Annotated in this window: 21 protein-coding genes and 1 pseudogene; 3 read left to right on the forward strand and 19 right to left on the reverse strand. The window is 37.6% G+C overall.

Annotated elements, in window-relative coordinates; translation table 11 throughout:
* Positions 1-164 precede the first annotated feature (164 nt).
* Positions 165-1,724 (forward strand): plasmid pRiA4b ORF-3 family protein, encoded by a 1,560-nt coding sequence (locus AB5935_RS02775; protein WP_007836344.1) that lies wholly within the window; start codon positions 165-167, stop codon positions 1,722-1,724.
* Positions 1,725-1,837: 113 nt separating this feature from the next.
* Here the strand turns inward: AB5935_RS02775 and AB5935_RS02780 are convergent, their stop codons facing one another.
* From AB5935_RS02780 to gpmA, 7 genes are all read right to left on the reverse strand, one after another.
* A complete protein-coding gene (locus AB5935_RS02780; protein WP_038611144.1) occupies positions 1,838-2,059 on the reverse strand; it encodes an immunity 17 family protein in 222 nt (73 codons plus the stop codon).
* 60 nt (positions 2,060-2,119) lie between these two features.
* Entirely contained in the window at positions 2,120-2,548 is a 429-nt protein-coding gene (gene tsaE, locus AB5935_RS02785; RefSeq protein WP_007836341.1) for a tRNA (adenosine(37)-N6)-threonylcarbamoyltransferase complex ATPase subunit type 1 TsaE, read from the reverse strand.
* Positions 2,532-3,383 (reverse strand): metal ABC transporter permease, encoded by an 852-nt coding sequence (locus tag AB5935_RS02790; RefSeq protein ID WP_007845883.1) that lies wholly within the window; start codon positions 3,381-3,383, stop codon positions 2,532-2,534. Before AB5935_RS02790 ends, tsaE begins: the two co-directional genes overlap by 17 nt.
* 60 nt (positions 3,384-3,443) lie before the next feature.
* Positions 3,444-3,863, reverse strand: a complete 420-nt coding sequence (locus tag AB5935_RS02795; RefSeq protein WP_007836339.1) for a hypothetical protein — start codon at positions 3,861-3,863, stop codon at positions 3,444-3,446.
* Between the two features lie 4 nt (positions 3,864-3,867).
* Positions 3,868-5,097, reverse strand: coding sequence for a 3-phosphoshikimate 1-carboxyvinyltransferase (locus AB5935_RS02800; RefSeq protein WP_007836338.1), 1,230 nt, complete (start codon positions 5,095-5,097; stop codon positions 3,868-3,870).
* Positions 5,098-5,254: 157 nt separating this feature from the next.
* Positions 5,255-6,307: a class I fructose-bisphosphate aldolase gene (locus tag AB5935_RS02805; protein ID WP_007840656.1), complete on the reverse strand. Its 1,053-nt coding sequence runs from the start codon at positions 6,305-6,307 to the stop codon at positions 5,255-5,257.
* 152 nt (positions 6,308-6,459) lie between these two features.
* A complete protein-coding gene (gpmA, locus tag AB5935_RS02810; RefSeq protein WP_007840657.1) occupies positions 6,460-7,221 on the reverse strand; it encodes a 2,3-diphosphoglycerate-dependent phosphoglycerate mutase in 762 nt (253 codons plus the stop codon).
* A gap of 162 nt (positions 7,222-7,383) precedes the next feature.
* On the opposite strand from gpmA, the gene AB5935_RS02815 reads away from it, so the two are divergent.
* Positions 7,384-8,169 carry an ADP-ribosylglycohydrolase family protein gene (locus AB5935_RS02815; RefSeq protein ID WP_007840658.1) on the forward strand — a complete coding sequence of 262 codons (786 nt, stop codon included), beginning with the start codon at positions 7,384-7,386 and terminating at the stop codon, positions 8,167-8,169.
* On the opposite strand, the gene dinB is transcribed toward AB5935_RS02815, so the two are convergent.
* Positions 8,153-9,244, reverse strand: coding sequence for a DNA polymerase IV (gene dinB, locus AB5935_RS02820; protein WP_008656253.1), 1,092 nt, complete (start codon positions 9,242-9,244; stop codon positions 8,153-8,155). The genes AB5935_RS02815 and dinB overlap by 17 nt on opposite strands.
* Positions 9,245-9,351: 107 nt before the next feature.
* On the opposite strand from dinB, the gene AB5935_RS02825 reads away from it, so the two are divergent.
* Positions 9,352-11,535: a cation:proton antiporter gene (locus tag AB5935_RS02825; protein WP_007836324.1), complete on the forward strand. Its 2,184-nt coding sequence runs from the start codon at positions 9,352-9,354 to the stop codon at positions 11,533-11,535.
* A 512-nt stretch (positions 11,536-12,047) separates the two neighbouring features.
* Here AB5935_RS02825 and AB5935_RS02830 read toward each other — a convergent pair.
* From AB5935_RS02830 to AB5935_RS02880, 11 genes and pseudogenes are all read right to left on the reverse strand, one after another.
* Positions 12,048-13,532, reverse strand: coding sequence for an Ig-like domain-containing protein (locus AB5935_RS02830; RefSeq protein ID WP_051926303.1), 1,485 nt, complete (start codon positions 13,530-13,532; stop codon positions 12,048-12,050).
* 11 nt (positions 13,533-13,543) lie between these two features.
* Positions 13,544-14,200, reverse strand: coding sequence for a hypothetical protein (locus AB5935_RS02835; RefSeq protein WP_038611141.1), 657 nt, complete (start codon positions 14,198-14,200; stop codon positions 13,544-13,546).
* 602 nt (positions 14,201-14,802) lie between these two features.
* Entirely contained in the window at positions 14,803-15,390 is a 588-nt protein-coding gene (locus tag AB5935_RS02840) for a tyrosine-type recombinase/integrase (protein ID WP_038611138.1), read from the reverse strand.
* 150 nt (positions 15,391-15,540) lie between these two features.
* Entirely contained in the window at positions 15,541-15,987 is a 447-nt protein-coding gene (locus tag AB5935_RS02845; protein ID WP_038611135.1) for a RadC family protein, read from the reverse strand.
* Between the two features lie 87 nt (positions 15,988-16,074).
* The gene (locus AB5935_RS02850) at positions 16,075-16,347 is read right to left on the reverse strand and encodes a hypothetical protein (protein WP_038611130.1); all 273 of its coding nucleotides are present in this window, start codon (positions 16,345-16,347) and stop codon (positions 16,075-16,077) included.
* Between the two features lie 85 nt (positions 16,348-16,432).
* Positions 16,433-17,452, reverse strand: coding sequence for a DUF3871 family protein (locus tag AB5935_RS02855; protein ID WP_038611127.1), 1,020 nt, complete (start codon positions 17,450-17,452; stop codon positions 16,433-16,435).
* Between the two features lie 470 nt (positions 17,453-17,922).
* Complete coding sequence (locus AB5935_RS02860) at positions 17,923-18,579, reverse strand: hypothetical protein (RefSeq protein WP_038612557.1); 657 nt, start codon at positions 18,577-18,579, stop codon at positions 17,923-17,925.
* Positions 18,539-18,724, reverse strand: coding sequence for a hypothetical protein (locus AB5935_RS02865; protein ID WP_120053233.1), 186 nt, complete (start codon positions 18,722-18,724; stop codon positions 18,539-18,541). The genes AB5935_RS02860 and AB5935_RS02865 overlap by 41 nt, the downstream gene beginning before the upstream one ends.
* A gap of 396 nt (positions 18,725-19,120) precedes the next feature.
* On the reverse strand, positions 19,121-20,212 hold the full coding sequence (locus tag AB5935_RS02870) for a hypothetical protein (RefSeq protein ID WP_120053230.1): 1,092 nt from the start codon (positions 20,210-20,212) through the stop codon (positions 19,121-19,123).
* A 283-nt stretch (positions 20,213-20,495) separates the two neighbouring features.
* A complete protein-coding gene (locus AB5935_RS02875) occupies positions 20,496-21,338 on the reverse strand; it encodes a hypothetical protein (protein ID WP_038611122.1) in 843 nt (280 codons plus the stop codon).
* A 69-nt stretch (positions 21,339-21,407) separates the two neighbouring features.
* Positions 21,408-21,566 (reverse strand): annotated as a pseudogene (locus AB5935_RS02880) (tyrosine-type recombinase/integrase); the annotation flags it as partial.
* Between the last annotated feature and the right edge of the window lie 68 nt (positions 21,567-21,634).

The following is a 21,634-nucleotide window of genomic DNA, read 5'->3' on the forward strand; positions in this document are numbered from 1 at the left end:
TAATAAAATAAAAGATGCGTATCTCCAGCTAGGGATACGCATTTTTTATATTTGAAAACAAGGTAATATCTACTATTAGCTCTCTTATTTCTTTTGTAAAAGAAAATAATAGAATACCTTTGTAAAAACGCTCATGCTCATTTTAACTATAAAAACATTGCTTAATGGCTAAAAAGAAAAATTCCCAATTCCTACCTGGTTTTTTGGAGGATATCATGTCTTTATTGACTCCGGAAGAACAAGAAATTGCATTTGAATTGTTTAATGATGGAGCCAATCAGGTAGATGAAGAACTGTCTCATATTTATTATCATCATCAGTGTCCCGATTATAGATTGATTGCACAGCCAGTCGCATCTTATTTGATGCCTTTGTGGACGATGGATGATATGAGTAGTCTGTCACCGGCTGAAATCTACTCTTCTTGTGCTGTTATTCCACAAGAAACATTGGAACGAGATCTCCGTAATTTTATTTTTAACATCTTTGTCGTATATCGGAAAATGCCCGAAAAATGTTATTCATATAGAATGTGGTATGCATTAGGAATGATGGAGCATTTTCGTATGGAACGTTGTTTGGATATTGTTTTGGAAGTATTGCGGCAAGACTTGGATTTCTATGATTTTTATTTCGGTTATTTGTATGAAACAATGTTGTCTGCTATAACCTATCAATTGGGACAGAATCAATTAGATGTTTTGATGGACTTTATGAAAGAGCCTGGATTGCTTCCTATGTCTAAATATAGAGTGATTGAAGCGGTTGCTCATATTGTGATAACTCATCCTGCCAGAAGAGAGGAAGTGATGGATTGGTTTGGTAATTTGTTGGGTTATTATTTTGATATACTGAAAGATCAGAAGAATGATATTTGTTCCACTTTGCTGCTTGATCATGTTACAGCTTGCATGATGGATATTCGAGGGGTAGAAACTTTACCTATTTTGCAAAAGATTTATCGGACTTATCATATTAAACCTTATGGCATTCCAAGTATTAATGAACTAAAGAAAAAAATGCCTTATGCGGAAATGCATGGGTTGGAAATGGAGCGGGTAGAAGATTATTTAGCTGAAGTTTTTGAGGCTGCTACTGATGAGGACGAGGATGAGGAAATTTACGATGATCCGCTTTACATAGAAGATCAGCCTGCTAAAAAACTTAGAATAAAAATAGAGTTGAAAGATTCTGAACCGTTAGTTTGGCGCATATTGGAGGTCCCTTCGAATATTTGCTTGGAAAGATTTTCTGAGGTGGTAGAAGTGGCAATGGGATGGGATGGTTATCATTTGCATCGTTTTATTAAGGGGGACACTTATTATCTTCCTCCCAAAGATCGGACAGGTGATTGTTTTTTTGAAGGTGCACTCAAACAGTTTGATTCCGGTATGCTTTCTTTAGGTGAATTATTAAGTCGCAAGGGATCAAAGATTAAGTATGAATATGATTTCGGGGATAGTTGGATACATGAAATTATATTAGAATCCTGTCAGTCTTATAAGAAAGAGGAAATTCCGGTTATTGCCTTGTTGGATGGTGAAAATGCTTGTCCGCCGGAAGATTGTAATGGCATATGGGGGTATAGGGAAATGCTGAAAGCTTTAGAAAAACCTCGCTCCAAAGCTGCGCGTGAATATAAAGAATGGTTGGGGTATAATTTTGATCCTACAGAATTTGATCTTGATGAAACTAGAGGGCTGTTGGCTGAAATTATAGATTGATTTGGAATTTGGTTATAACAGGGCGGGTGAAAATCCCGCTCTTTCCTGAAAAAAGTGTTTTATGTCTGGTGGATAGGGAAATTTAATATTCACAGATTTTGTTTACTATGTGTTTATACGATGCCTTGTACATTCAAAAAGAAATAGATTCCTGTAGCTATCATTAATAGTCCTAATATAGCATAGAAAAGTCGTGCACGCTGGCGCCCTGCATTACTGACAATGAACTGTGTGTTGTGTGCGGTAAAGAACCACTCCCAATTAAATAAGGCTGCCAGAACGGACAGTAGTCCTACCAATATGAATATGGCTTGGATCAGATAATGCATTCCCATAATTTAATGAATTTGGCTGTAGGGGCAGATTATGTTCGTCCCTACAGTGGATATTTTCTTTTATTCAGCTTCAAAGCGCATGATGCGGCTTCCATCTTCAGATTCTTCAATCTCGACTTTTACAGCATTGCCAGGCAAGAGTTCTTCTACCAGTTCCGGCCATTCGATGAAGCAGAGGGCACCGCTATAGAAATAATCCTCATATCCCATGTCGTATACTTCGTCCAGTTTCTTGATACGATAGAAATCAAAATGGTAAATAAGTTCGCCTGTTTCATCCGAACGGTATTCATTGACAATGGCAAAAGTTGGTGAGTTAATGACATCTGTTACCCCCAGCTCTTCGCATACAGCTTTGATAAATGTTGTTTTACCGGCCCCCATCTTTCCGTAGAAAGCAAAAACGGTATTGTCACCCATGGCTGCGATGAATTGTTTGGCAGCTTCGTGGATAGAGTTTAAAGAATTGATTTTAATTTCCATATTCATTGGTTTGATTGAGTTTCTTTTGTTTGTAAATATACATGCTTTTCCCCATTTTACAAAAAGTATAGATAAGGATTGAAAAAAAGATTATCGCTGCACCCGAAGGAACTTGTAATTTATAAGAAATGAACAGTCCACCTAAACAACCTGCATAACCAATGATGACAGACCACCAAATAATTTTCTTGAAACTATGGGTAAACAAATTAGCGGTCATTTGTGGTAAGGTCAGCAGAGAAATGGCAAGTACTATACCTACCATGCGGAGACATGATACGATGGTCAGTGCAATGAACATCATTAGAATATATTCAAATAAAGCTACCGGTATACGTTGAGAACATGCGAATTCCCGGTCGAAAGCGATGCAAATGATAGGATTTAGAAATAAAGTGAAAAATAGTATCAACAGTATGGAAAGAATGGCAAGTAACAAAATATCTGTGGGCGTAATGGTCAGAATGTTACCGAACAGAAAGGCGGATAAATCGGGAGTGAATCCTGGAGCTAAAAAGCTAAATATAATACCTACTGCCATACCAAAAGTCCAAAACACAGCGATAGCAGAGTCTTCGCGCATATCTTTCCGTTTGCTTAACCATTCTACCCCAAAGGAAGAGAGTACGGAGAAGATTGCAGCAGATAATAGAGGAGAGATGTCTGCGTATAATCCTAGACCGATACCTCCAAAAGAGGCATGGGTAATTCCTCCACTGATAAATACCAAACGGCGCGTCACAATGTATGTGCCGATAATGCCACAGGCAATGCTGGCAAACAAGCTTCCTAGCAAGGCATGTTGGAAGAAAGTATAATGCAAAAGTTCTAATATATCCATACTGTATTCTTTTTTCAGTGGTTTTTATTCAAATGGAGGCTTTGCTTGATGTAGGGCGGATTATTTGAATCTTCGTTCACCTACAATCAGGAAAAGTTCGTCTTTCAACTCGTCTGGCAGTTCTACTCCACGTAATTGCAGGCTACGGCTCCATCCGGCTACCTCATCTTCTTTACAAGTGTACATGATTTCTCGAAATTCTTCCACTTCTTCTTCATTATAACCATTTGAGGGACGGCCGCGAAAGCGGTCCAGTTCTTCATCATCATAATATTCTATTTTTTTGCTGACAGCGGCAAGCAGGCTTTCTTTTTCACAAATTTCATGTTGTCCACAACATTCAGCGTCTGCTTCCACTATTTCGGGAGCGGTCTTCAATTCTCCGCTTTCTATCTTTTTTTGTATCTGGCGGTTGTGTAAAACTCCCACTGCCATGGCGATACCTGCCAAAATAATCAGACCAATAATAAGTATGAGCATAACTTTATATCTCCTCTATTATAAAACCAGCTTTCTTTAAATCTTCCCAATAGTAAGGATAGGATTTTGAAACGACCTGTGGGTTGTTAATCCGGATTTCGGGCATCACTACACAAACCGGAGCGAACGCCATAGCCATACGGTGGTCCTCATAAGTGTCAATGGCGGCATCAGCGGTCATTTCACATCGTTCACCTTCCCAAGACAGAATACGATCGTCTATTTCATGAAGTATATATCCTAGCTTTCCCATTTCTTTTATCAAGGCTGTTATACGGTCTGTTTCTTTAATCTTCAAACTTTGTAAGCCTGAGAAGCGGAAGGGAATATTCATTAACGCACAAGTGACAACAAATGTTTGTGCCAAATCTGGTTGGTTGATGAAATCATAATCCAGACGTTCGGCTATTTTATCGGTCTTTTTCAATGTTACCATTTTATTTCCATAAATACTTTCGATTCCTAGTAACTGGAAAATTTCAGCCACTTTACTGTCCCCTTGATAGCTTGTTTCGAATAATCCCGGTAAAATGATTTCCGCTTTGTTGGAAAGAGCGGCTATCTGATACCAATATGAAGCTGCGCTCCAATCACTTTCCACGTAGAAAGGTATGGATTGGTAGGGTTGTGGCTCAACTTTTAGTTGATATTCATTGAGCCATTTGGCTTTGGCTCCAAAGTCATTCATCAACTGTAGGGTAAGATTGATATAAGGGCGGGATATAATTTCTCCTGTCAGTGTAAGGGCCAGCCCGTTACTTAGTATAGGAGCAATCATTAATAAGGCTGAGATATATTGAGAACTGATATTGCCCGGCAGGCTGATGGTATCTTTCTGCAGTTTGTGTCCGGTGATACGCAGAGGAGGATATCCGTCATTGATTATGTATTCTATTTCTGCTCCTAACTCACGTAAAGCATTGACCAACACCTGGATGGGACGTTGTTGCATACGTTGTGTACCAGTGATGATCCGTGTTCCCGGAGTGACGGACAAATAAGCGGTAAGAAAGCGCATGGCTGTTCCGGCTGCCATAATGTCTATGGTATTTTTGCCGTCATTTAAGGCGTGAATCATTACTTGGGTATCATCGCAGTCAGATAGGTTCTCAAGTTGGAATGTTCTATTTCCCAGTGCGTTGATAATCAATGCACGGTTGCTGATACTCTTGGAAGAGGGGAGCTGGATCGTTGTATATATTTGAGCGGGTGCCGTTACTTTTATTTGCATCATACCTTATATAATATAATAATGTGTATCGGATTGCAAAGGTAGGAATATTATCTTAATACTTGAAGGTTGCTACTTAAAAAAGGAAGCCGAGAGTATAAAAAAGCCGAGAACATGGAAAGGTGGCTGTTTTGTTCCCGGCTTGGACATATAGTGAAAGTTAAGCTATAGTGATGCTTGAATCCAAATAAACATCTTGAATGGTATTTAACAATTCAATTCCGTCTTTCATCGGTTTTTGAAAGGCTTTACGTCCACTTATGAGACCCATGCCTCCGGCACGTTTATTAACGATTGCTGTTATTATCGCGTCTTTTAGATCAGAACTGCCATGAGATTCACCTCCAGAGTTGATTAATCCTACACGTCCCATGTATCCATTGGCTACTTGATAGCGGCAGAGGTCGATAGGATGTTCTGAAGTCAGATCGGTATAAACTTTATCATTTGTCTTTCCAAATTTAATGGCTGTAAAACCACCGTTATTGACCGGTAATTTTTGTTTTACAATATCCGCTTTGATAGTAACTCCCAAATGATTGGCTTGTCCGGTCAAATCGGCTGCTGCATGATAATCTACGCCGTCTTTTTTAAAAGCATTATTACGTAAGTAACACCATAAAATAGTAGCCATGCCTAGTTCGTGGGCATATTCAAAAGCTTCCGCTATTTCAACCAGTTGTCTGCGGCTCTGTTCAGAACCGAAATAGATAGTGGCGCCTACTGCTACAGCCCCCATATTCCAGGCTTCTTTTACAGTGCCAAACATCACTTGGTCGTAAGAATTGGGATAAGTCAATAATTCATTGTGATTTAGTTTGACAATAAAAGGAATCTTGTGGGCGTATTTGCGAGCAACGGAACCTAATACTCCGAAAGTAGAGGCTACGCCATTACAGCCCCCCTCAATAGCGAGTTTTACAATATTTTCCGGATCAAAGTAAAGTGGATTGGGAGCAAATGAGGCTCCTGCTGTATGTTCTATGCCTTGATCTACAGGAAGAATAGATACATACCCTGTATTTGCAAGTCGCCCGTGTCCTAACAGGGCTTGAAGACTGCTTAGGGTACGAATATTGCGGTCTGATGATATCCAAGTATCATCAATGGTGTTTGGAGAAGGGATATGGATTAATGATTTATCTATAGTTCTACAGGTGTGCTCTAAATAAAATGCTGCTTGGTCACCCAATAAATTTGTTATTTTACTCATACTATTTTTTTCTTTTATTGATTAATAATTCTTTATCCATAATGTTTTCTTTCTAGTATAAAGGCGTATGATTGCGCTTGAATGCATTATTGAAAACACTATTTTGATGTATTCTCCATTCTGTGATGGAGGTTTCGGACAGCGCAGGAAAATTATTTCCTGCCGTCGGGGGTGGTCTTTCCTTGATCGGCTACTGCTTCCATTAGTTTTTTTATTTCTTCCGGATCTCCCAAAAAGTAGTCTTTCTTCAAATTCAGGTCATCATCAAACTCGAACACATACGGAATAGCGGTAGGTAGATTAAGGCCTACAATTTCCTCATCCGGTATGTGTTTCAAATATTTAATAATTCCTCTGAGGCTGTTTCCATGAGCCACTACCAGCAGTTCGTTTGCTGTAGCTAGATTGGGGAAAATGATGCATTTCCAATAAGGTAATATACGTTCTACTGTTTCTTTCAGAGATTCAGTACGTGGAAGATCTTTGTCAGGAACTTCTTTATAACGGGTATCTGTTTTCGGATTGCGCGGATCGTCTTCCGATAGGGCTTTGGGGGCTACGTTAAAGCTACGGCGCCATATCAATACTTGTTCTTCTCCATATTTAGAAGCTGTTTCGCTTTTGTTTAATCCTTGCAATACGCCATAATGTTTCTCGTTTAGACGCCAACTTTTCTCTACAGGTATCCAATCTTGATCCATTTTATCTAGCACACAGTTTAATGTTTTGACTGCACGCTTTAAAAAAGAAGTGTAAGCTTTATCAAAATGAAATCCTTTTTCTTTTAAGAGTGTACCTGCTTGGTTGGCATCAGCGATACCTTTTTCGGTTAAATCTACATCTGTCCATCCTGTAAAACGGTTGTCTTTGTTCCAAGTACTTTCTCCATGGCGGAGTAATACGATTCTTTTCATTTGTTCTCCTTTCTTTATTACCCGGTAATACATTTTCTGTTGGCAACAAAATTAGTTGTAGCATACATACTTATCAATACCCATTAATTATGAATTTAACAATGGAAGGCAAGGATTTGTTTCTCTTTTTATTATTTTTGTGCTTTGTAATTAACACATGCCATGAAAAGAATTAAAACAGGACTAACGGGATTTATATTAGGAGATTGGTTGGGAATGCCTTACAGGGGAAAAGGAAAAGGGACATTTAAACCTATATGGACAAAATCTTATCTTCGGGGAGATAAATGTTCAGGGAATACCTCGATGTTATTATGTGCTTTGGACAGTCGTTGCAATTTGGAACTTTATCAGCAGAATTTAAGAAACTGGTATTTCAATAGAAAGTATACAGGAGAAAACATTGAGTTTGATATTGATCAGGTGACCCAAAAAGCAATCATGAAAAATTTCAGGGGAGTGTCTTCGGATTCTAATAGTGGCAACCGCAGTTTGATGGGGTGTTGTGTTTTGGCTTTTTCTCCTTTATCTAAAGAGGAGATTTTTTCTTTTATTAAGATCACTCATAATAGTCGTTATAGCTTTAAGTATACTTGGTTTTTTATTGAGTTCATTCGTTGCCTGTTGGAATATGAAGATAAAGAACAGGCATTACAGCAGGCTGAGCAGAGATGTGATGTGGAGGTTAACAGGCAAAATCTTTGTAATGGAAGCTTTGTTGTAGATACGGTGGAATCAGTGGTCAATTGGTTTATGGCAGGAAATAGTTATAAGGAGTGCGTATTTTCGGCTATAAACTCAGGTAAGTCAAGTGATGCGGTAGGAGCATTGACAGGTTTGCTGGCGGGAATATATTATGGATTAGAATTAAAGAATGGAGTGAAGGGGTTTGAAACAATGGAATCTTATATTGATTCATTTATCCAGTACCTTAATCCCACTCTTTAAATTCCAATGAAAGTTGTTCCCATTGTTTTTTTATTTCTTCTTTTTCTTCTTTTGGATTAGATATGGATAGTCCGATAAGGCGGATGGGGTGGCTTTCATAATCAATTTCTTTCAGTAATTTTTTTGCTAACGGAAGAATTTTATCCATACTTGTCAGTTCACTGTTTTGAGTGATGCTGCGGGTTATTTGGCTAAAGTCATGGAACTTTATTTTTAAAGTAAGTGTGTTACCGCTGAAATTAGTGCGTTTCAGTCTTTCTAGCAATTCGGTAACTACATGATATAGTTCAATGATGGCGGAAGAATGAAGAGAAATGTCTTTTTCCAATGTATGTTCGCATCCTACGGACTTACGGATTCTTATGGGTTCTACAGGACGGAGGTCAATGCCTCGTGCGAAATCGTAATACAGATTACCTGCTTTACCAAACTGCCGGGTAAGCATTTCTAAAGTGCAGGCTTGTAATTGGGTACCATTATGAATCCCTAATGTGTGCATTTTTTGGGCTGTTACCGGACCTACTCCCCAAAAAGATTCGATGGGAAGGTGGGCGATGAAATCCAATGCTTGGTTGGGATGTATTGTACATAATCCGTCGGGTTTGCGGTAATCCGATGCTATTTTGGCTAGAAACTTGTTATAAGAGACCCCGGCTGAAGCTATCAATCCCAATTCTTTGCGAATACGCTTTTTAATATCTTTGGCTATATCTATAGCAAGTGAAAAGCCTGCTTTATTTTCAGTTACATCCAGAAAAGCTTCGTCTAGTGACAGAGGCTCTATGATATCTGTATAGGTATGAAAAATATCATGTATCTGCTGGGATACAGTTTTATATACATTCATTCGCCCCGGAACAAAAATCAGTTCTGGGCAAAGTCTTTTGGCTTTTTGTGATGACATGGCGGAACGTACTCCGTAACGGCGGGCTTCGTAACTGGCAGCAGCTACCACACCTCGTTCTTCAGCGTGTCCCACAGCAAGCGGTTTTCCACATAATTCGGGGTTGTCACGTTGTTCTACCGATGCGTAGAATGCATCCATATCGATATGTATTATTTTGCGTTCGGACATCTTCATGAAATTTGTAGAGCAAAGGTATGAAAAAGGTTTTTGGTTGATGAACTCTTTAACAGCTTTATTTGTTATATTTTCATTAATATTATTTCTGTATAACGAGTATGAGAAAGGCACGTAAAAACTACTTTATTTACTTGATGATGCTATTGATATTCGGAGGGTTGATTTATACCGCTATAGCAGGTGGTGAGCGTTTTTTGCATTTGTCATCTATAAAGCCAGCGACAGCAGGTGATGATGCTTTTACTATGTTTAAAACTATATTACTTGATAATCTGGAGCATCCTTTTTCCATTTTACTCATTCAAATTATAGTTGTATTGATTGCGGTTCGTATTTTTGCGTCTGCATTCCGCTATATAGGGCAACCGGGAGTGATAGGTGAGATAGTGGCAGGAATTGTCTTGGGGCCTTCCCTGCTGGGATCTCTTTATCCTGAGTTTTTCGGCTTTTTGTTTCAACCGGATTCTTTGACTAATCTGGAACTTATCAGTCAGTTAGGGTTGGTACTATTTATGTTTGTTATTGGAATGGAGGTTGATTTCGGAGTATTGAAAAATAAGATAAATGAAACATTAGTTATTAGTCATGCAGGAATTTTGGTACCTTTCTTCTTGGGAATGTTGGCTTCTTACTGGGTATATGAGGAATATGCTTCCCAGCAAACAGCATTTCTTCCATTTGCTTTATTTATTGGTATATCTATGAGTATTACCGCTTTTCCGGTTTTGGCCCGTATTATTCAAGAACGGAATATGACACGGAAACCTGTAGGAATTCTTACGATAGCATCTGCAGCCAATGATGATGTGACAGCTTGGTGTTTGTTGGCGGTTGTCATTGCTATTACAAAAGCAGGAACGTTGGGAGGTGCTTTGTATACAGTTCTTCTTACATTTGTCTATATAGCTGTGATGTTTGTTGTTGTTCGTCCGTTTTTAAAGAAAATCGGTACACTTTATTCCAATAAAGAAGTTATAAACAAGACCTTTGTCAGTTTTATTTTTTTGGTTTTGATTGTATCGGCGGCTATTACGGAAATTTTGGGGATTCATGCTTTGTTTGGTGCTTTTATGGCGGGTGTAGTCATGCCTTCTAATTTTGGTTTCCGTAAGGTAATGATGGAGAAGGTTGAGGATATAGCATTGGTTTTTTTTCTACCGTTATTTTTTGCTTTTACAGGATTACGCACACAGATAGGATTAATTAATACGCCGGAATTATGGTGTGTATGCCTGTTATTGATTACTGTAGCGGTTGTCGGAAAATTTGGTGGATGTGCTGTGGCCTCCCGTTTGGTGGGTGAGTCTTGGAAAGATAGTTTCACCATAGGTACTTTGATGAATACCCGTGGATTGATGGAATTGGTGGCATTGAATATCGGTTATGAGTTGGGGGTACTTCCTCCATCTATCTTTGTTATTCTTATCATAATGGCTTTGGTTACGACTTTTATGACGACACCTTTATTAAATTTAGTCGAATGGGGCTTTGCAGTAAGAGAACAAAAAACGGTTTTGCAACGAAAATTGCTTTTGTTCTTTGGACGTCCCGAAACAGGTGGTAAGCTATTATCGGTATACAAATTACTCTTTGGAAAACAACTTTCTTATCATCAGGTAATTGCAGCTCATTATACAACGGGTACCGATGTGAATCCTACTAGTGTTGAGCAATTTTTTGAAGAAAGTTTTATTCCTGTTGATAAACAGGCAGAGCACTTGAATATACATATAGAGAAGCGTTATAGAGTAACTGATAATTTGGTATCTGATATGATTTCCACTGTAGAAGCGGAGTCACCGGATATTTTGTTGTTAGGCGCAGGGCCTCGCTTTATGACTGACGGTGAAAAGTCGATGACTTCTTTTTTTGGTTTGTTTCGTAAAAAAGTGGATGATGTGTTAGAGCATGCTTCTTGTCCTGTTGCTATCTTTGTAAATCGTGACTATCGTAATGGAGATGAAGTGGCTGTATTGATAAATGGAAGTATGGATAGTTTTCTTTTCACTTATGTGCGTCGTTTATTGGAAGATGGAGGGAGTTTTATTCATTTATATTATTTCAGCAGTGGAAGTGAAGAATATGTAGGACAAATATATAAGATAAATAAGCAGTATGCAAATAGGGTACATCTGTATCCTTTGGTTGAAATAGAGGATTTGGTATTGCCGATAATTCATGGATTGCTTATTTTAAGCTATGATACTTGTGTGGGGATTGCTGCCAATGAAAAAGTCTTTAAAGCGCTTCCTTCTTTATTGGTCATGAAGGATGCATCTTAAAAAGAAACTGAGCCGTTTTCAACCATCCCGCCAAACTGCCATAGTTACGAGAATTGTCTAAAAAGCAAAAAGCATTGACAATCATCAGATTATCAATGCTTTCTTCCAGTCGGGGTGACTGGATTCGAACCAGCGACCACACGCCCCCCAGCGCGACTCCAAATCTTTTTCTACGGAGTTGATAATCAGAACTTATCTTTATAATCCTTTTCCTTTAGTTTGCACCTCAGTTTACACAGGTGCTTTCCACCGTTTGGATTAAACATATTCTTATCGTTACAAAGATACTGTATTTATATGGATTGGCATAAAGTTTATCATTAATATTGAGGATGATTAATTATTAATTTAAGTAATAAAGAATAGGAAATATCTTGATATGGTTAATAGTATAATCTATATCTCTATTCTTTATTTTTTGTAAAGATAGCTGCCCAAATAAAGAAAAACAGCATAAGAGTTTCCTCAAATGCTGCTTCTATTCTGTTTTAGTAAACGTTGGAATAAGTCTTTTACTCCACTCTTTGATAAGAGAATTTCTTACCACTGGGTGTTACACCATCTGCTTCCAACTCTTGTACTGATAAGGTCATAGAATTAAGTAACAGAATATCACTAATAGCCCATTCATCTTCGTCACTGTACATTTCATAGAGTTTGTTACCATCTATTTTGTATTTACCTACTTCTTTGTAGGAGCTAACTTCTGCACTTGTGTACTCAAATGTACCATCACCCTTGTAAGTAACATGGGTGGCAACTGCATCACCGCTTGTCATTTTCCATTTGCCTATAATTAAAGACGTGTAATCGTCCTGCTTTTTTGTCACAATAACAATTGAAGTCGTACTGAAACCGCTATCTTCTGTTGTTACTGTGATATTCGCTTCACCTACTGAATTGGCTGTTATCAAACCATCTTGATTTACACTTGCAACAGCTTCATTGGAACTGCTCCATATAACTTTCTTGTTGGTTGCATTATCGGGTTGTACAGTAGCTATTAATTGGAATGTTTCACCTTGCTTTAGACTAACAGATTGCTCATTAATTGATATGCCTGTAACCTTTACTTCGTCAGTAACAATCTTACCATTATCTATATTGATTTTAAATGTAAAGTCCTTCTTAGTGCCATCGTAAAATGTTACTTCACATTTATAATTCCAAATATTGGTTGTGTTACCAGTTAATGTAAGAACTCTCTTTGCATCAGAAGTTACATCAAAGGGGGGAACAATCCGAGTTACCCAAACAGATTTAGCATCCTTATAGTTGTATTTACTAATTGAGATATTCTCAGCAGAGACATCCTCTAAGTAGCCAGTTAGAAATCTTATTCCTTCTTCATAAGAAATCAGCTCCGTTTCAGCAGGCATACCGTGACTGTCGAATTCAGGTTGTTTCATGGCTACATAGACAGTATCCCCTTCACTTGAATAGCAGCAATTGCCTATAAAGACAGATTCTTGAAACCAACTGTAAGCCACCTTGTTCTTATTTGGGTCAGATTGGAGTTGATTACGTTTTGTCCTGCCATTAAAAGTAAAGATGTTCTGACGGTATCCATTTAAAGCCAATGTTACAATATTACCTGCGGTAGTCTTTTTATGAAATAGAGGGAAGATGTTATCTAATTTGATGGTTTCATATTCTCCATATCCCTTATAGACTTTTTGAATAGTATCAGTTTCTTCTATATCAGTCCACTCAAATTTGATGCCTCTGGTTGCTGTTTCGTATTCTGCGAACCATAAATGTTTATTCTTCAATCCTGTAAAAAGAATAGATGATTCACCAGCTTGACAAAATCTACATGTTATATTGGAGTAATCTCCTATATATTCATCAAACATCTTATCTCTTTGGGTGGATTCATCCTCTATGTTATTGATAGGGGGAGCGGGGGTAACATCCAACTCATCATCTCCACAGGAAGTAAATCCCATGCTTAATGCAACCAATAATGAGGTTGCTAATAATCTAAATGTTTTCATTGTTATTATATTTATTTTATTACTTTAATCATTCCTCTATCTATAGCGTCATGGATTCTGCGTGTCTCATATTTGGGGCAACAATTATATTCACACCCATCAGACAGGTATTCAATATATGCTATGCCCCAATATATTTGTAGATATTTATAAAACTCGAATGGGCATTCAACTTTAAGATTTCTAATTTCACTCTTAGTATCTCCTTTCTTAGTAGTTTGAACATATAATGTACCCTCTTCTGGCAGATATTCTATTTTATATCTGCAATATTCTCCCATGTGATTAGCTATAGGAACATAGGTTCTTGGTGGCTCGTCAAAAGATTTTACGAGTAAGCATCCATCGTCATCAATGACAGGAGGGGATGCTTTTTGAAATATGCTACATAAAGTCTTGAAAGAATCAGATAATAAATAATCTATTTCATTTTGAGATAAGTAAAAGTCTGTACATTGATTCATGCAGCGGTATAAAAATCTTAGTTTATCCCATTCTTTTAAAATGTATTGTTCTTCTCGTTCTTTTTTACTTATTCTGCCTTTTGTAGTATATTCGATATATGGCAATTTAAAGGATTTCTCTAAGAATGATGAGGGCATATATAATCTACACCCTGTATCATAGCATAGGGGACTTTTGGCACTTAAACTATCAACTAATTCCATAATAATGGTATTGTGCCTATCTGTTCCCTATGGATAAGCAGTTAAAATAAAAGAGGTGTGGGAACTATATCTGTCTTATCCTTAGATTAGGTCTTCGCATTACCCTTAGCATGGATAAAACAATAGCCCCACACCAAGAGGTATATAGTTCACCTAAGCGATGAATATATATCAAATGTGTGGGTGCTATTGCTATCATCTTCATGCTAAAATTAAAGTTGCGAAGTTTAATCTAAGAAGATAATTTCAATAACACCTTTCGTTAAATATGTCCTTCCAACTCCCTATCTTATTAGTTCGTTGAAATTGGTTGCAAAGATAACGAAAGGTTCTAAATAAATGAGCATGAGGTGAAGATAAATAGTAGATTCTGCCACAAAACATAGTCCGCATAAAATATTTAGTCAGAATTGTATCTGAACTCTGTAAATCCATGTGGGTATCAAAATGATAATTTCCCTTATAAGAACTGAATCTTAGAAATTGTTACCCACATGGATTTATAAAGCTAAAGTTAATATCTCCGTCTGAATTAGAGGGTAGGACAAATTCAGATTGGGGTATATAAGACTGACCTTGCTCTAAATTTGTCCTGCCTGTCATTAGAAGCTCAAACAGTCATAAGTCTGTAATATTTCTTCCTGCCTTAACCCCAAGTATCTTTTAGTAATGGCAACAGAACTATGGTTGAACAGTTCCATCAGTTTTACTAAAGCAAGTTCAGCGTTATCACTGTTCATGTTATAGACCTGTCTTCCAAAAGTCTTTCTAAGTGAATGGCAGCTAAAGTTCTTAATCTTTAACTTGTACTTCTTCTTGACCTCTTTAAGAATGATATTGATTCTCTGGACTGTGAAGATAGTGCCTTTCTGACTTATAAGAATTGGCGCATTGATTCCAACAGGATTTATATGCCCGTAGCACTCTTTAATATGCTGCTGTAACCCAAGGTTCAGTCTGATAGTCCTTACCTTGCCTGTCTTTTTCTCAATTACTGTAAACTCGTCAGCACCTAATATCTGCTTCCACCTTAGAGATAGAATATCAGATATTCTTAATCCTGTGAAGCATCCCAAAGCTATAAGAAGTGAGATTTTATAATTCTCATCCTTTGCCAATTTTCTTATGAGGTTCATTGCATCAGACCAAACAAGATAGTCTGCCGTTGTGCTTGAATATTTAAGTGACATAATGTTCTGTTTTATAAGCAAATGAATAGAAGTGAATGTTTATTTAGACCGTCAATAATTAAAGCATTGATAATCAAACAAACATTCACTAATAATGAAAGTGAATATGGTAAGGACACCCAACTTAGAAATTGAGTGCCCTTTACCTTATTATAATGTACCCTCGTCTGCGAAGCTGTAATATCCTGCATCTGTAAGTATGAGGTGGTCTATTACTGAAATTCTCATAAGTCTTGCAGCATCCTTGACCTGCTTAGTTATTTCCATATCTTGCCTGCTTGGTTTCAGATTACCGCTTGGGTGGTTATGTGCAAGAATAATGGCTACTGAATTAGTAAGTAATGCAGCTTGTAGAATCACTCTGACATCAGCACAAGTTTCAGTAATTCCGCCCTCTGATATGAGCGTATAGCCTAAAACTTGGTTGGATTGGTTTAGAAACAAGACTTTGAAATATTCTTTGTAACAGATTGTACCTTCCTTATATGTAGGAAGCAAGTATTGATAAGCATCCTCAGAACTGACAATTTTATGCAGGTTTTTGAATTTGGGTTTGTAGGTTAGTTCCACTTCACCCACAGTATAATCTATATTCATAATGTACAATGTTTAATAAATTGGTAGATATAAAAAAAAGGACAACCAACTGAATAGCAGTCCTTTTGCATATTACTTTCTGTCCTTTTAGATAAAAGGCAGATATGTATCATCCAATGCACCACTGTCAATAATCTTTCTGCATAATTCATGCGATGCTTGATTTCTGAGGTCTATACCATAATTATCATCGCCTACCATTTTAATGATTGCCACAATGGTTTTCATCAACTCTTGTTGTAGAGTGCGGTGGTAGTGACTAACACTTTCAGCAAATCTTGTTGGATTCCAACCCATATCATTAAGCGCACGTTCTAACTCTTGTGCAGCTTTGTATTCACGAGAATTTTGTAATTCCATAATCCATGTAGTTTTAAACAGTTCATAAAATAGAGAAAGGACACCAAGTTAATGATGCCCTTTCCTCTCTCAATCAACAATCCACTCAGCCCAAGAACCAAGCGTATTCACTATCTCCTAATTTGGCACGCTGGATGCCTTGTACAAACTCTGTACAGTTAAGATTCCTCTCCAAGAAGTTATCTATGTAACTTGACTTCACAGAGCCATTGAGCAAGTTAAGTAACTGCCAACCTGTAATGCTGTCCCCTGTACTCTTGAAGTTTGCATCAGAAACAAAAGCCCTGCAAGCTGCATTAACTTGGCTGTCCCCCAATAATAGGCGAGGTAAGCGTTTCTGCTGGTTGGGTGTAAGAGCTTGATATAACCTCATCCTGCCTATTATCTGACAGAACTCGCTTGTGGAGATTGACATCTGCCCAAGTGTCCTTAACAGATGCAGGTCTTTGGATGGGTTGTAAGCATGGAACAGATTCAATGCTGCTGCATATAGTTCCTGTACGTTTAGGACTTCAACCTTATCCTGCAAGCCGTCAGTGGTGAGCATTAAATTTGAACACACACGATTACGAAAGCCTATGAAGATTTTAAATCTCTCCACAGATTTCTTACTGTACAGGTTAATCTCGTTATATGCCCTCACTCCACCAATGGATAATGCCAAACGATTACCGTATTCATCATGTACAATAGACGGGATTTCAAAGCAGAAGCACATCCTCTGATAGAACAAAGTTTTCTCTGCGTCTGTCAGTTCAGATGCTTTCTTTCCTAATGCACTTGGGATTCTGCCATTGATAGGGTGTGAGATTCTAATCTCTGGCATATCAAACTGCTCCCCATGAAAATAATCCTTGGCTGCATCCACTACTGCACCAATAAAGGATTGGTGGCTTATGGTTTCCTCCATTGATGCGAAACTTGGAATGATGCAGTCTTGTTGTAGGTGCTGCAAGGTTACTTCCTGCGTGTTGGCTTCAATGAAGTGGTTTACTCTCTTGGGTGCTGCAACTTCTTCCGCAATGATTGCTTCTTCTGCAAACTCACCCATGTTTAATGATTCTCTACGCTGTGCCATAGCTGGCATAATAACTAAATCTCTCATAATGAAATTGAATTAAATGGTTATTGATTGAATGGATTTAACAAGAACAAGCCCAAAACACAAGTGAATTACTTCGCTTGCGTCTTAGGCTGTTCTATGTCTTTCCCTAAATATTCAATCAAAGGAAGTTGAGAGCAATAGTAAAATATTGGTTGGCTGTGGCAATAGTACATTGTACCCTTTTCTGATTTAAAAAAGAATGCTTATTCCTGTCAGCTTTTAGACTGCATTGTTAAAGCATTCTTTTTTATTTAAGGGCTATAAGGGGGTGTTTATGTGGGTAGGGGTGTCTTGTGCATTATTCTGATGGTTTTAAATTGCCATTACGAAGTAGCATTCATAATGGCTGCTTACCCTTATCGTAGAAATTCAACTTTAGATGCTTCTAAATTCAGAATAAGGCAGACTTGGGATTATTCGTACCATTTATTAATATAATAATAAACAGTACGAAAAATCCTGCTTGCCTGTTATTTGGACTTGAAGCCTATCTTAAACACGTTTTTTGAGTTGGTGGGATTCCACTCCTTACGTTGTTTGGCTATATCATTGTCTAATAGTAGTTCTTTTGGGGTAAGTGCTATCCCTTTGGGTAAAAACTTCAATAGACCAGCACCATATAAATCCAAATTGTAACTTTCCACACTTGGTTTGCCCATTTTTAATTTACTTGCCAACTTATTAGAAGAAAGCAATATCTTGTTATCTTCTGCTATCAATAGAAGCTTGATATAATAGCCTTTCACTTTAATATCCAAATCCACTTTCATAAAGAGGTAGGACAATGTTATAAAGTTGGGGCGGTCTATGGGTGGGATGCAGTAAAGGCTTCTCATTGTAAATTCATATATAGGATGATTGATTGGTGCAGGGTATCTCTTTCTAACCAACACTGCTTCTATATCTTTATTGAAGTTTTTTAGTGCATTCTCATTCTCTCCTGTCCGTTTGGCTAAATCCTTAATTCTCCATCTGACCTTATAATAGTCATTTCTATATAAGGACAGACAGAAGAATCTGTATAGATTGGGTGGATTGAGCTTATCCACTATTGACTTATTAATGGTGGCATAGTCCTGCCTAATGTTACTTGTCCTGCTTTGCAGGTGTCTTTGAGGTATCTTCATATTCATTAGTAGCTGATTGAACATTATTGGTAAACATTAAATCTTTCTTCTCCCGTTCCATCTTATAATAGTAGGCAGTCCCAAAGTATATCTTGGCTTCTTTCCTGTTATGGAACTTCTTCCCTGTTGGTAGATGAATTATCATGTCAGTTTAAATATTAATGAGTTAATAAGCCAGCTTCTGTAATGAGATATAATAGGTAGTAACCTTTCCATTCTTCTTTCTCCTTGTCTTTAGATAGTTATTAAGATTAGCCCATAATCCAATATGAACTTTGTTATCTTTCACTCCCTGTTTAAGAGCCTTAGCCCTTATCTGCTCATAGGTAAATTCTTCCATTTTAGATATTCTGAATAGTTTGTAGTCTGTCAATCTGTGTGGTGGGGTTATCTGCTTATGGTATTGTAAAAGTAGTAATTCCATAGGTGAGGAACTAATGATAAGACCACACATTCAAGAATCAGACTTTATGCTATTCAGAATATCTAATAGCTTGGGGAGAGTAAGCCCACCTGTCAGATGGGCTTTGCTATTGGTCTCTTATGCTTCCAGAGCTTCTTTCAGTATTTCTATGAAGTCATCTTCTTCTTTAATTTCTTTCCAATTTGCTTCTGTATAGTTCAGCTCTTTCAATTTGTTTAATGCTTCAAATGCTTGTTCTTCGCTTGTGGATTTGGCATAACTGTTGAAGTCTTTGATGAAGTAACGTTTGGTAATGAAACTGACGCTCATGTTGGCAGCCTTGCATAAGTTGATGAACCTGTTACCTCTTTCAATTTTAATTTCTGTACCTTTTGGGAGGGTTATTTCTTCACCTTTTAAAGCCTTGCTCACTTGTTTGTCAGATAAGCTCTTACCTGTGTAAATCAACATGGCTGTGGTTGGATTGAACCCTTCGTTTAACAATTCTGCTACATTTTGGAATAGTTCATCTTTAGTAGTCAAAGAAGCTACAACTAATCTGTCTTTTTTATCCCAACTGCTGCCTACATTATTAATATCTACCAAGTATTCACCTACATTCTCAATATCCCTTACATAAACATTGGGAATGGTTTCAGTGTACTTGCCTGTTGCTACCAGCTTGGCGAATGCTGTGCATCTGTGCTGTCCGTCAAGAATAACGAGATAGTCCGCAGCTTCTTCCTTAGTCAATTCCCTGCCTTTGATGTCAGTAACAGTGTAACCTGCTTCAATCAGCTTTGCTGCTTCCACTACAATAATAGGAAATGCCTTCTCATATTTATTTGCAGCTATTAGAGCAATGAAGCTATCTACCTTCTTGGGGTTTACAGGTCTATTGTTCTTTACGAATGCTATCTTCTTCTGCTGTTCTACTCTTGCACCTGTTTCTTCATTGACTATTGAGAATGTAAGGAAATCATTGCCTATATTCTCATTGGATTCTTTCTCAAATTCCTGTGCCTGTTCCAACTTGGCTTTAGTCTTATCAACGACATTCTGTTGTGCTGCTATCACTGCTTCATCTGCATTTCTCTTAATGAGACGCTGTAATTCTTTTTCTTCTTGTTTCAAAACCTTAGTCAGTTCCTCTACGTTACCCATAGTTGCGTTGTTTGATTCTACACTGTTGTTTACCATCTCTGTTGCATTTAAATTTAAATTTTCCATTGTAATTTATTTTTTAAGTTGTTATTACTAATTCAGTGTAATCCTCAAACCTATGTACACTTGGTTATCTGATTACGCTGCAAAACTACTGGCTTCTGGGCTGATTAAAAGAGAGAAATTAATGAGTGGTTTTACTTCCCCTCTTAATTATTGGCTCGTTCGCTATCGTTTTGACGGTGCAAAGATGGGATATAATGGTAGGATTAAAAGAGAGAAAAAAAGTCCTGCTTTCTGTACCCTCTTAATGGTATGAAGCAGGACTGTATTGGTTATCAATGTATTGTTAGAAGTATATGCTATTCGCTGTATCAATTCTTTTGTCTTTATATTGCTTGATATAGCCTTTTAAAGTAAATTCATCCTCTGAGAAATTCTTGTTCGTAGATAGCTTAGTGAAGTAGATAAGTCTTGATATGAGTAATGTCTTGCTAAGTGATATGGTACTTCCTTTCTTCTGTCTGACATTAAACTGCTTGTTATATGGCTCTAAATTGAAGAAGTCATTGAACATCTTATAGAACAACCATATCTGAACGGATTCCTTTTCTTCTGCGTGGGTGCTTATGCTGACTTGCTGGCTTTGCATCCAAGGGTGTTCTTCCATCTCCTTTAAGTTATTGGCAATGGTAGCAGCCAAATATCCTATGGCATTTTCATTATCAATTACTATCTGATGCTTGCCCTCTATCTTTACAGAGACAGTGATAGGCTTTTTAAAACTTACTCCAAATTGGTTAATCTCCTTATGGTTGTCAGCTATGGCTTTAGCGAATTTGGTTAGTTGTTCTATTCCAATGCCTGTGGCTTTCATTCCATCCAAACACGTGCCACAAGTATAGTCAAAGATGAACAGGAGTAGAAACCAGAACTTATCTATATCAACTCCCAAACCTTTCAGAGTATTCTGTATATCCTCATGGGCTATATAATCTTCGTATGTGAAGTTACCATGTAGTTTATTCTGATTGCATCTCCTTATGAATATAGGTAAGGCAGTAGTACCACAGACGTATCTTTCTCCTGTGGATGGGTCTATATCTACGTCTGGAACATATTTTATGGCTATGGCTTCCATGTATTCCAGACGGGTGTCAATGCTTATATAATCTTCCTTTAGTTGCTCCATAATTATTAGTTTAGGACAAAGTTAAAAAATAATCCCCACCTGCATTGCTACAAGTGGGGAATTATTGGCTTAGAGCAGATTCTTCATGGCATCATCCACCTGTTCATTATCAAATTGACTTAGGTATATTTGGGTGGTCTTGATGTCTTGGTGTCCCAATGCTTGCGATATAATTCCTATATTTACTCCAGACTTTTTTAAGATGGTTGCGAACGAATGCCTTGCCTGATGGAAGGAAAGAAGTAATATGAGTAATGGAAACGAAAAGAAAGCGCAACGCAATCTATTGGTAATTA

This window comes from Phocaeicola sp. RTP21198st1_B8_RTP21198_201120, assembly GCF_040929485.1.
GTDB classification, from domain to species: Bacteria; Bacteroidota; Bacteroidia; order Bacteroidales; family Bacteroidaceae; genus Phocaeicola; species Phocaeicola dorei.

Bases quoted from the DNA above. Each gene is read 5' to 3' on its own strand.
- AB5935_RS02855 (WP_038611127.1), bottom strand. From the start codon at position 17,452: ATGAGAGATTTAGTTATTATGCCAGCTATGGCACAGCGTAGAGAATCA.
- AB5935_RS02800 (WP_007836338.1), bottom strand. From the start codon at position 5,097: ATGATGCAAATAAAAGTAACGGCACCCGCTCAAATATATACAACGATC.
- AB5935_RS02815 (WP_007840658.1), top strand. From the start codon at position 7,384: ATGAAAAGAATTAAAACAGGACTAACGGGATTTATATTAGGAGATTGG.
- AB5935_RS02865 (WP_120053233.1), bottom strand. From the start codon at position 18,724: ATGATAATTCATCTACCAACAGGGAAGAAGTTCCATAACAGGAAAGAA.
- AB5935_RS02850 (WP_038611130.1), bottom strand. From the start codon at position 16,347: ATGGAATTACAAAATTCTCGTGAATACAAAGCTGCACAAGAGTTAGAA.
- AB5935_RS02795 (WP_007836339.1), bottom strand. From the start codon at position 3,863: ATGCTCATACTTATTATTGGTCTGATTATTTTGGCAGGTATCGCCATG.
- gpmA (WP_007840657.1), bottom strand. From the start codon at position 7,221: ATGAAAAGAATCGTATTACTCCGCCATGGAGAAAGTACTTGGAACAAA.
- AB5935_RS02775 (WP_007836344.1), top strand. From the start codon at position 165: ATGGCTAAAAAGAAAAATTCCCAATTCCTACCTGGTTTTTTGGAGGAT.
- AB5935_RS02825 (WP_007836324.1), top strand. From the start codon at position 9,352: ATGAGAAAGGCACGTAAAAACTACTTTATTTACTTGATGATGCTATTG.
- AB5935_RS02780 (WP_038611144.1), bottom strand. From the start codon at position 2,059: ATGGGAATGCATTATCTGATCCAAGCCATATTCATATTGGTAGGACTA.
- AB5935_RS02875 (WP_038611122.1), bottom strand. From the start codon at position 21,338: ATGGAGCAACTAAAGGAAGATTATATAAGCATTGACACCCGTCTGGAA.
- AB5935_RS02790 (WP_007845883.1), bottom strand. From the start codon at position 3,383: ATGGATATATTAGAACTTTTGCATTATACTTTCTTCCAACATGCCTTG.
- AB5935_RS02840 (WP_038611138.1), bottom strand. From the start codon at position 15,390: ATGTCACTTAAATATTCAAGCACAACGGCAGACTATCTTGTTTGGTCT.
- AB5935_RS02830 (WP_051926303.1), bottom strand. From the start codon at position 13,532: ATGAAAACATTTAGATTATTAGCAACCTCATTATTGGTTGCATTAAGC.
- AB5935_RS02860 (WP_038612557.1), bottom strand. From the start codon at position 18,579: ATGAAGATACCTCAAAGACACCTGCAAAGCAGGACAAGTAACATTAGG.
- dinB (WP_008656253.1), bottom strand. From the start codon at position 9,244: ATGTCCGAACGCAAAATAATACATATCGATATGGATGCATTCTACGCA.
- AB5935_RS02835 (WP_038611141.1), bottom strand. From the start codon at position 14,200: ATGGAATTAGTTGATAGTTTAAGTGCCAAAAGTCCCCTATGCTATGAT.
- tsaE (WP_007836341.1), bottom strand. From the start codon at position 2,548: ATGAATATGGAAATTAAAATCAATTCTTTAAACTCTATCCACGAAGCT.
- AB5935_RS02870 (WP_120053230.1), bottom strand. From the start codon at position 20,212: ATGGAAAATTTAAATTTAAATGCAACAGAGATGGTAAACAACAGTGTA.
- AB5935_RS02805 (WP_007840656.1), bottom strand. From the start codon at position 6,307: ATGAGTAAAATAACAAATTTATTGGGTGACCAAGCAGCATTTTATTTA.
- AB5935_RS02845 (WP_038611135.1), bottom strand. From the start codon at position 15,987: ATGAATATAGATTATACTGTGGGTGAAGTGGAACTAACCTACAAACCC.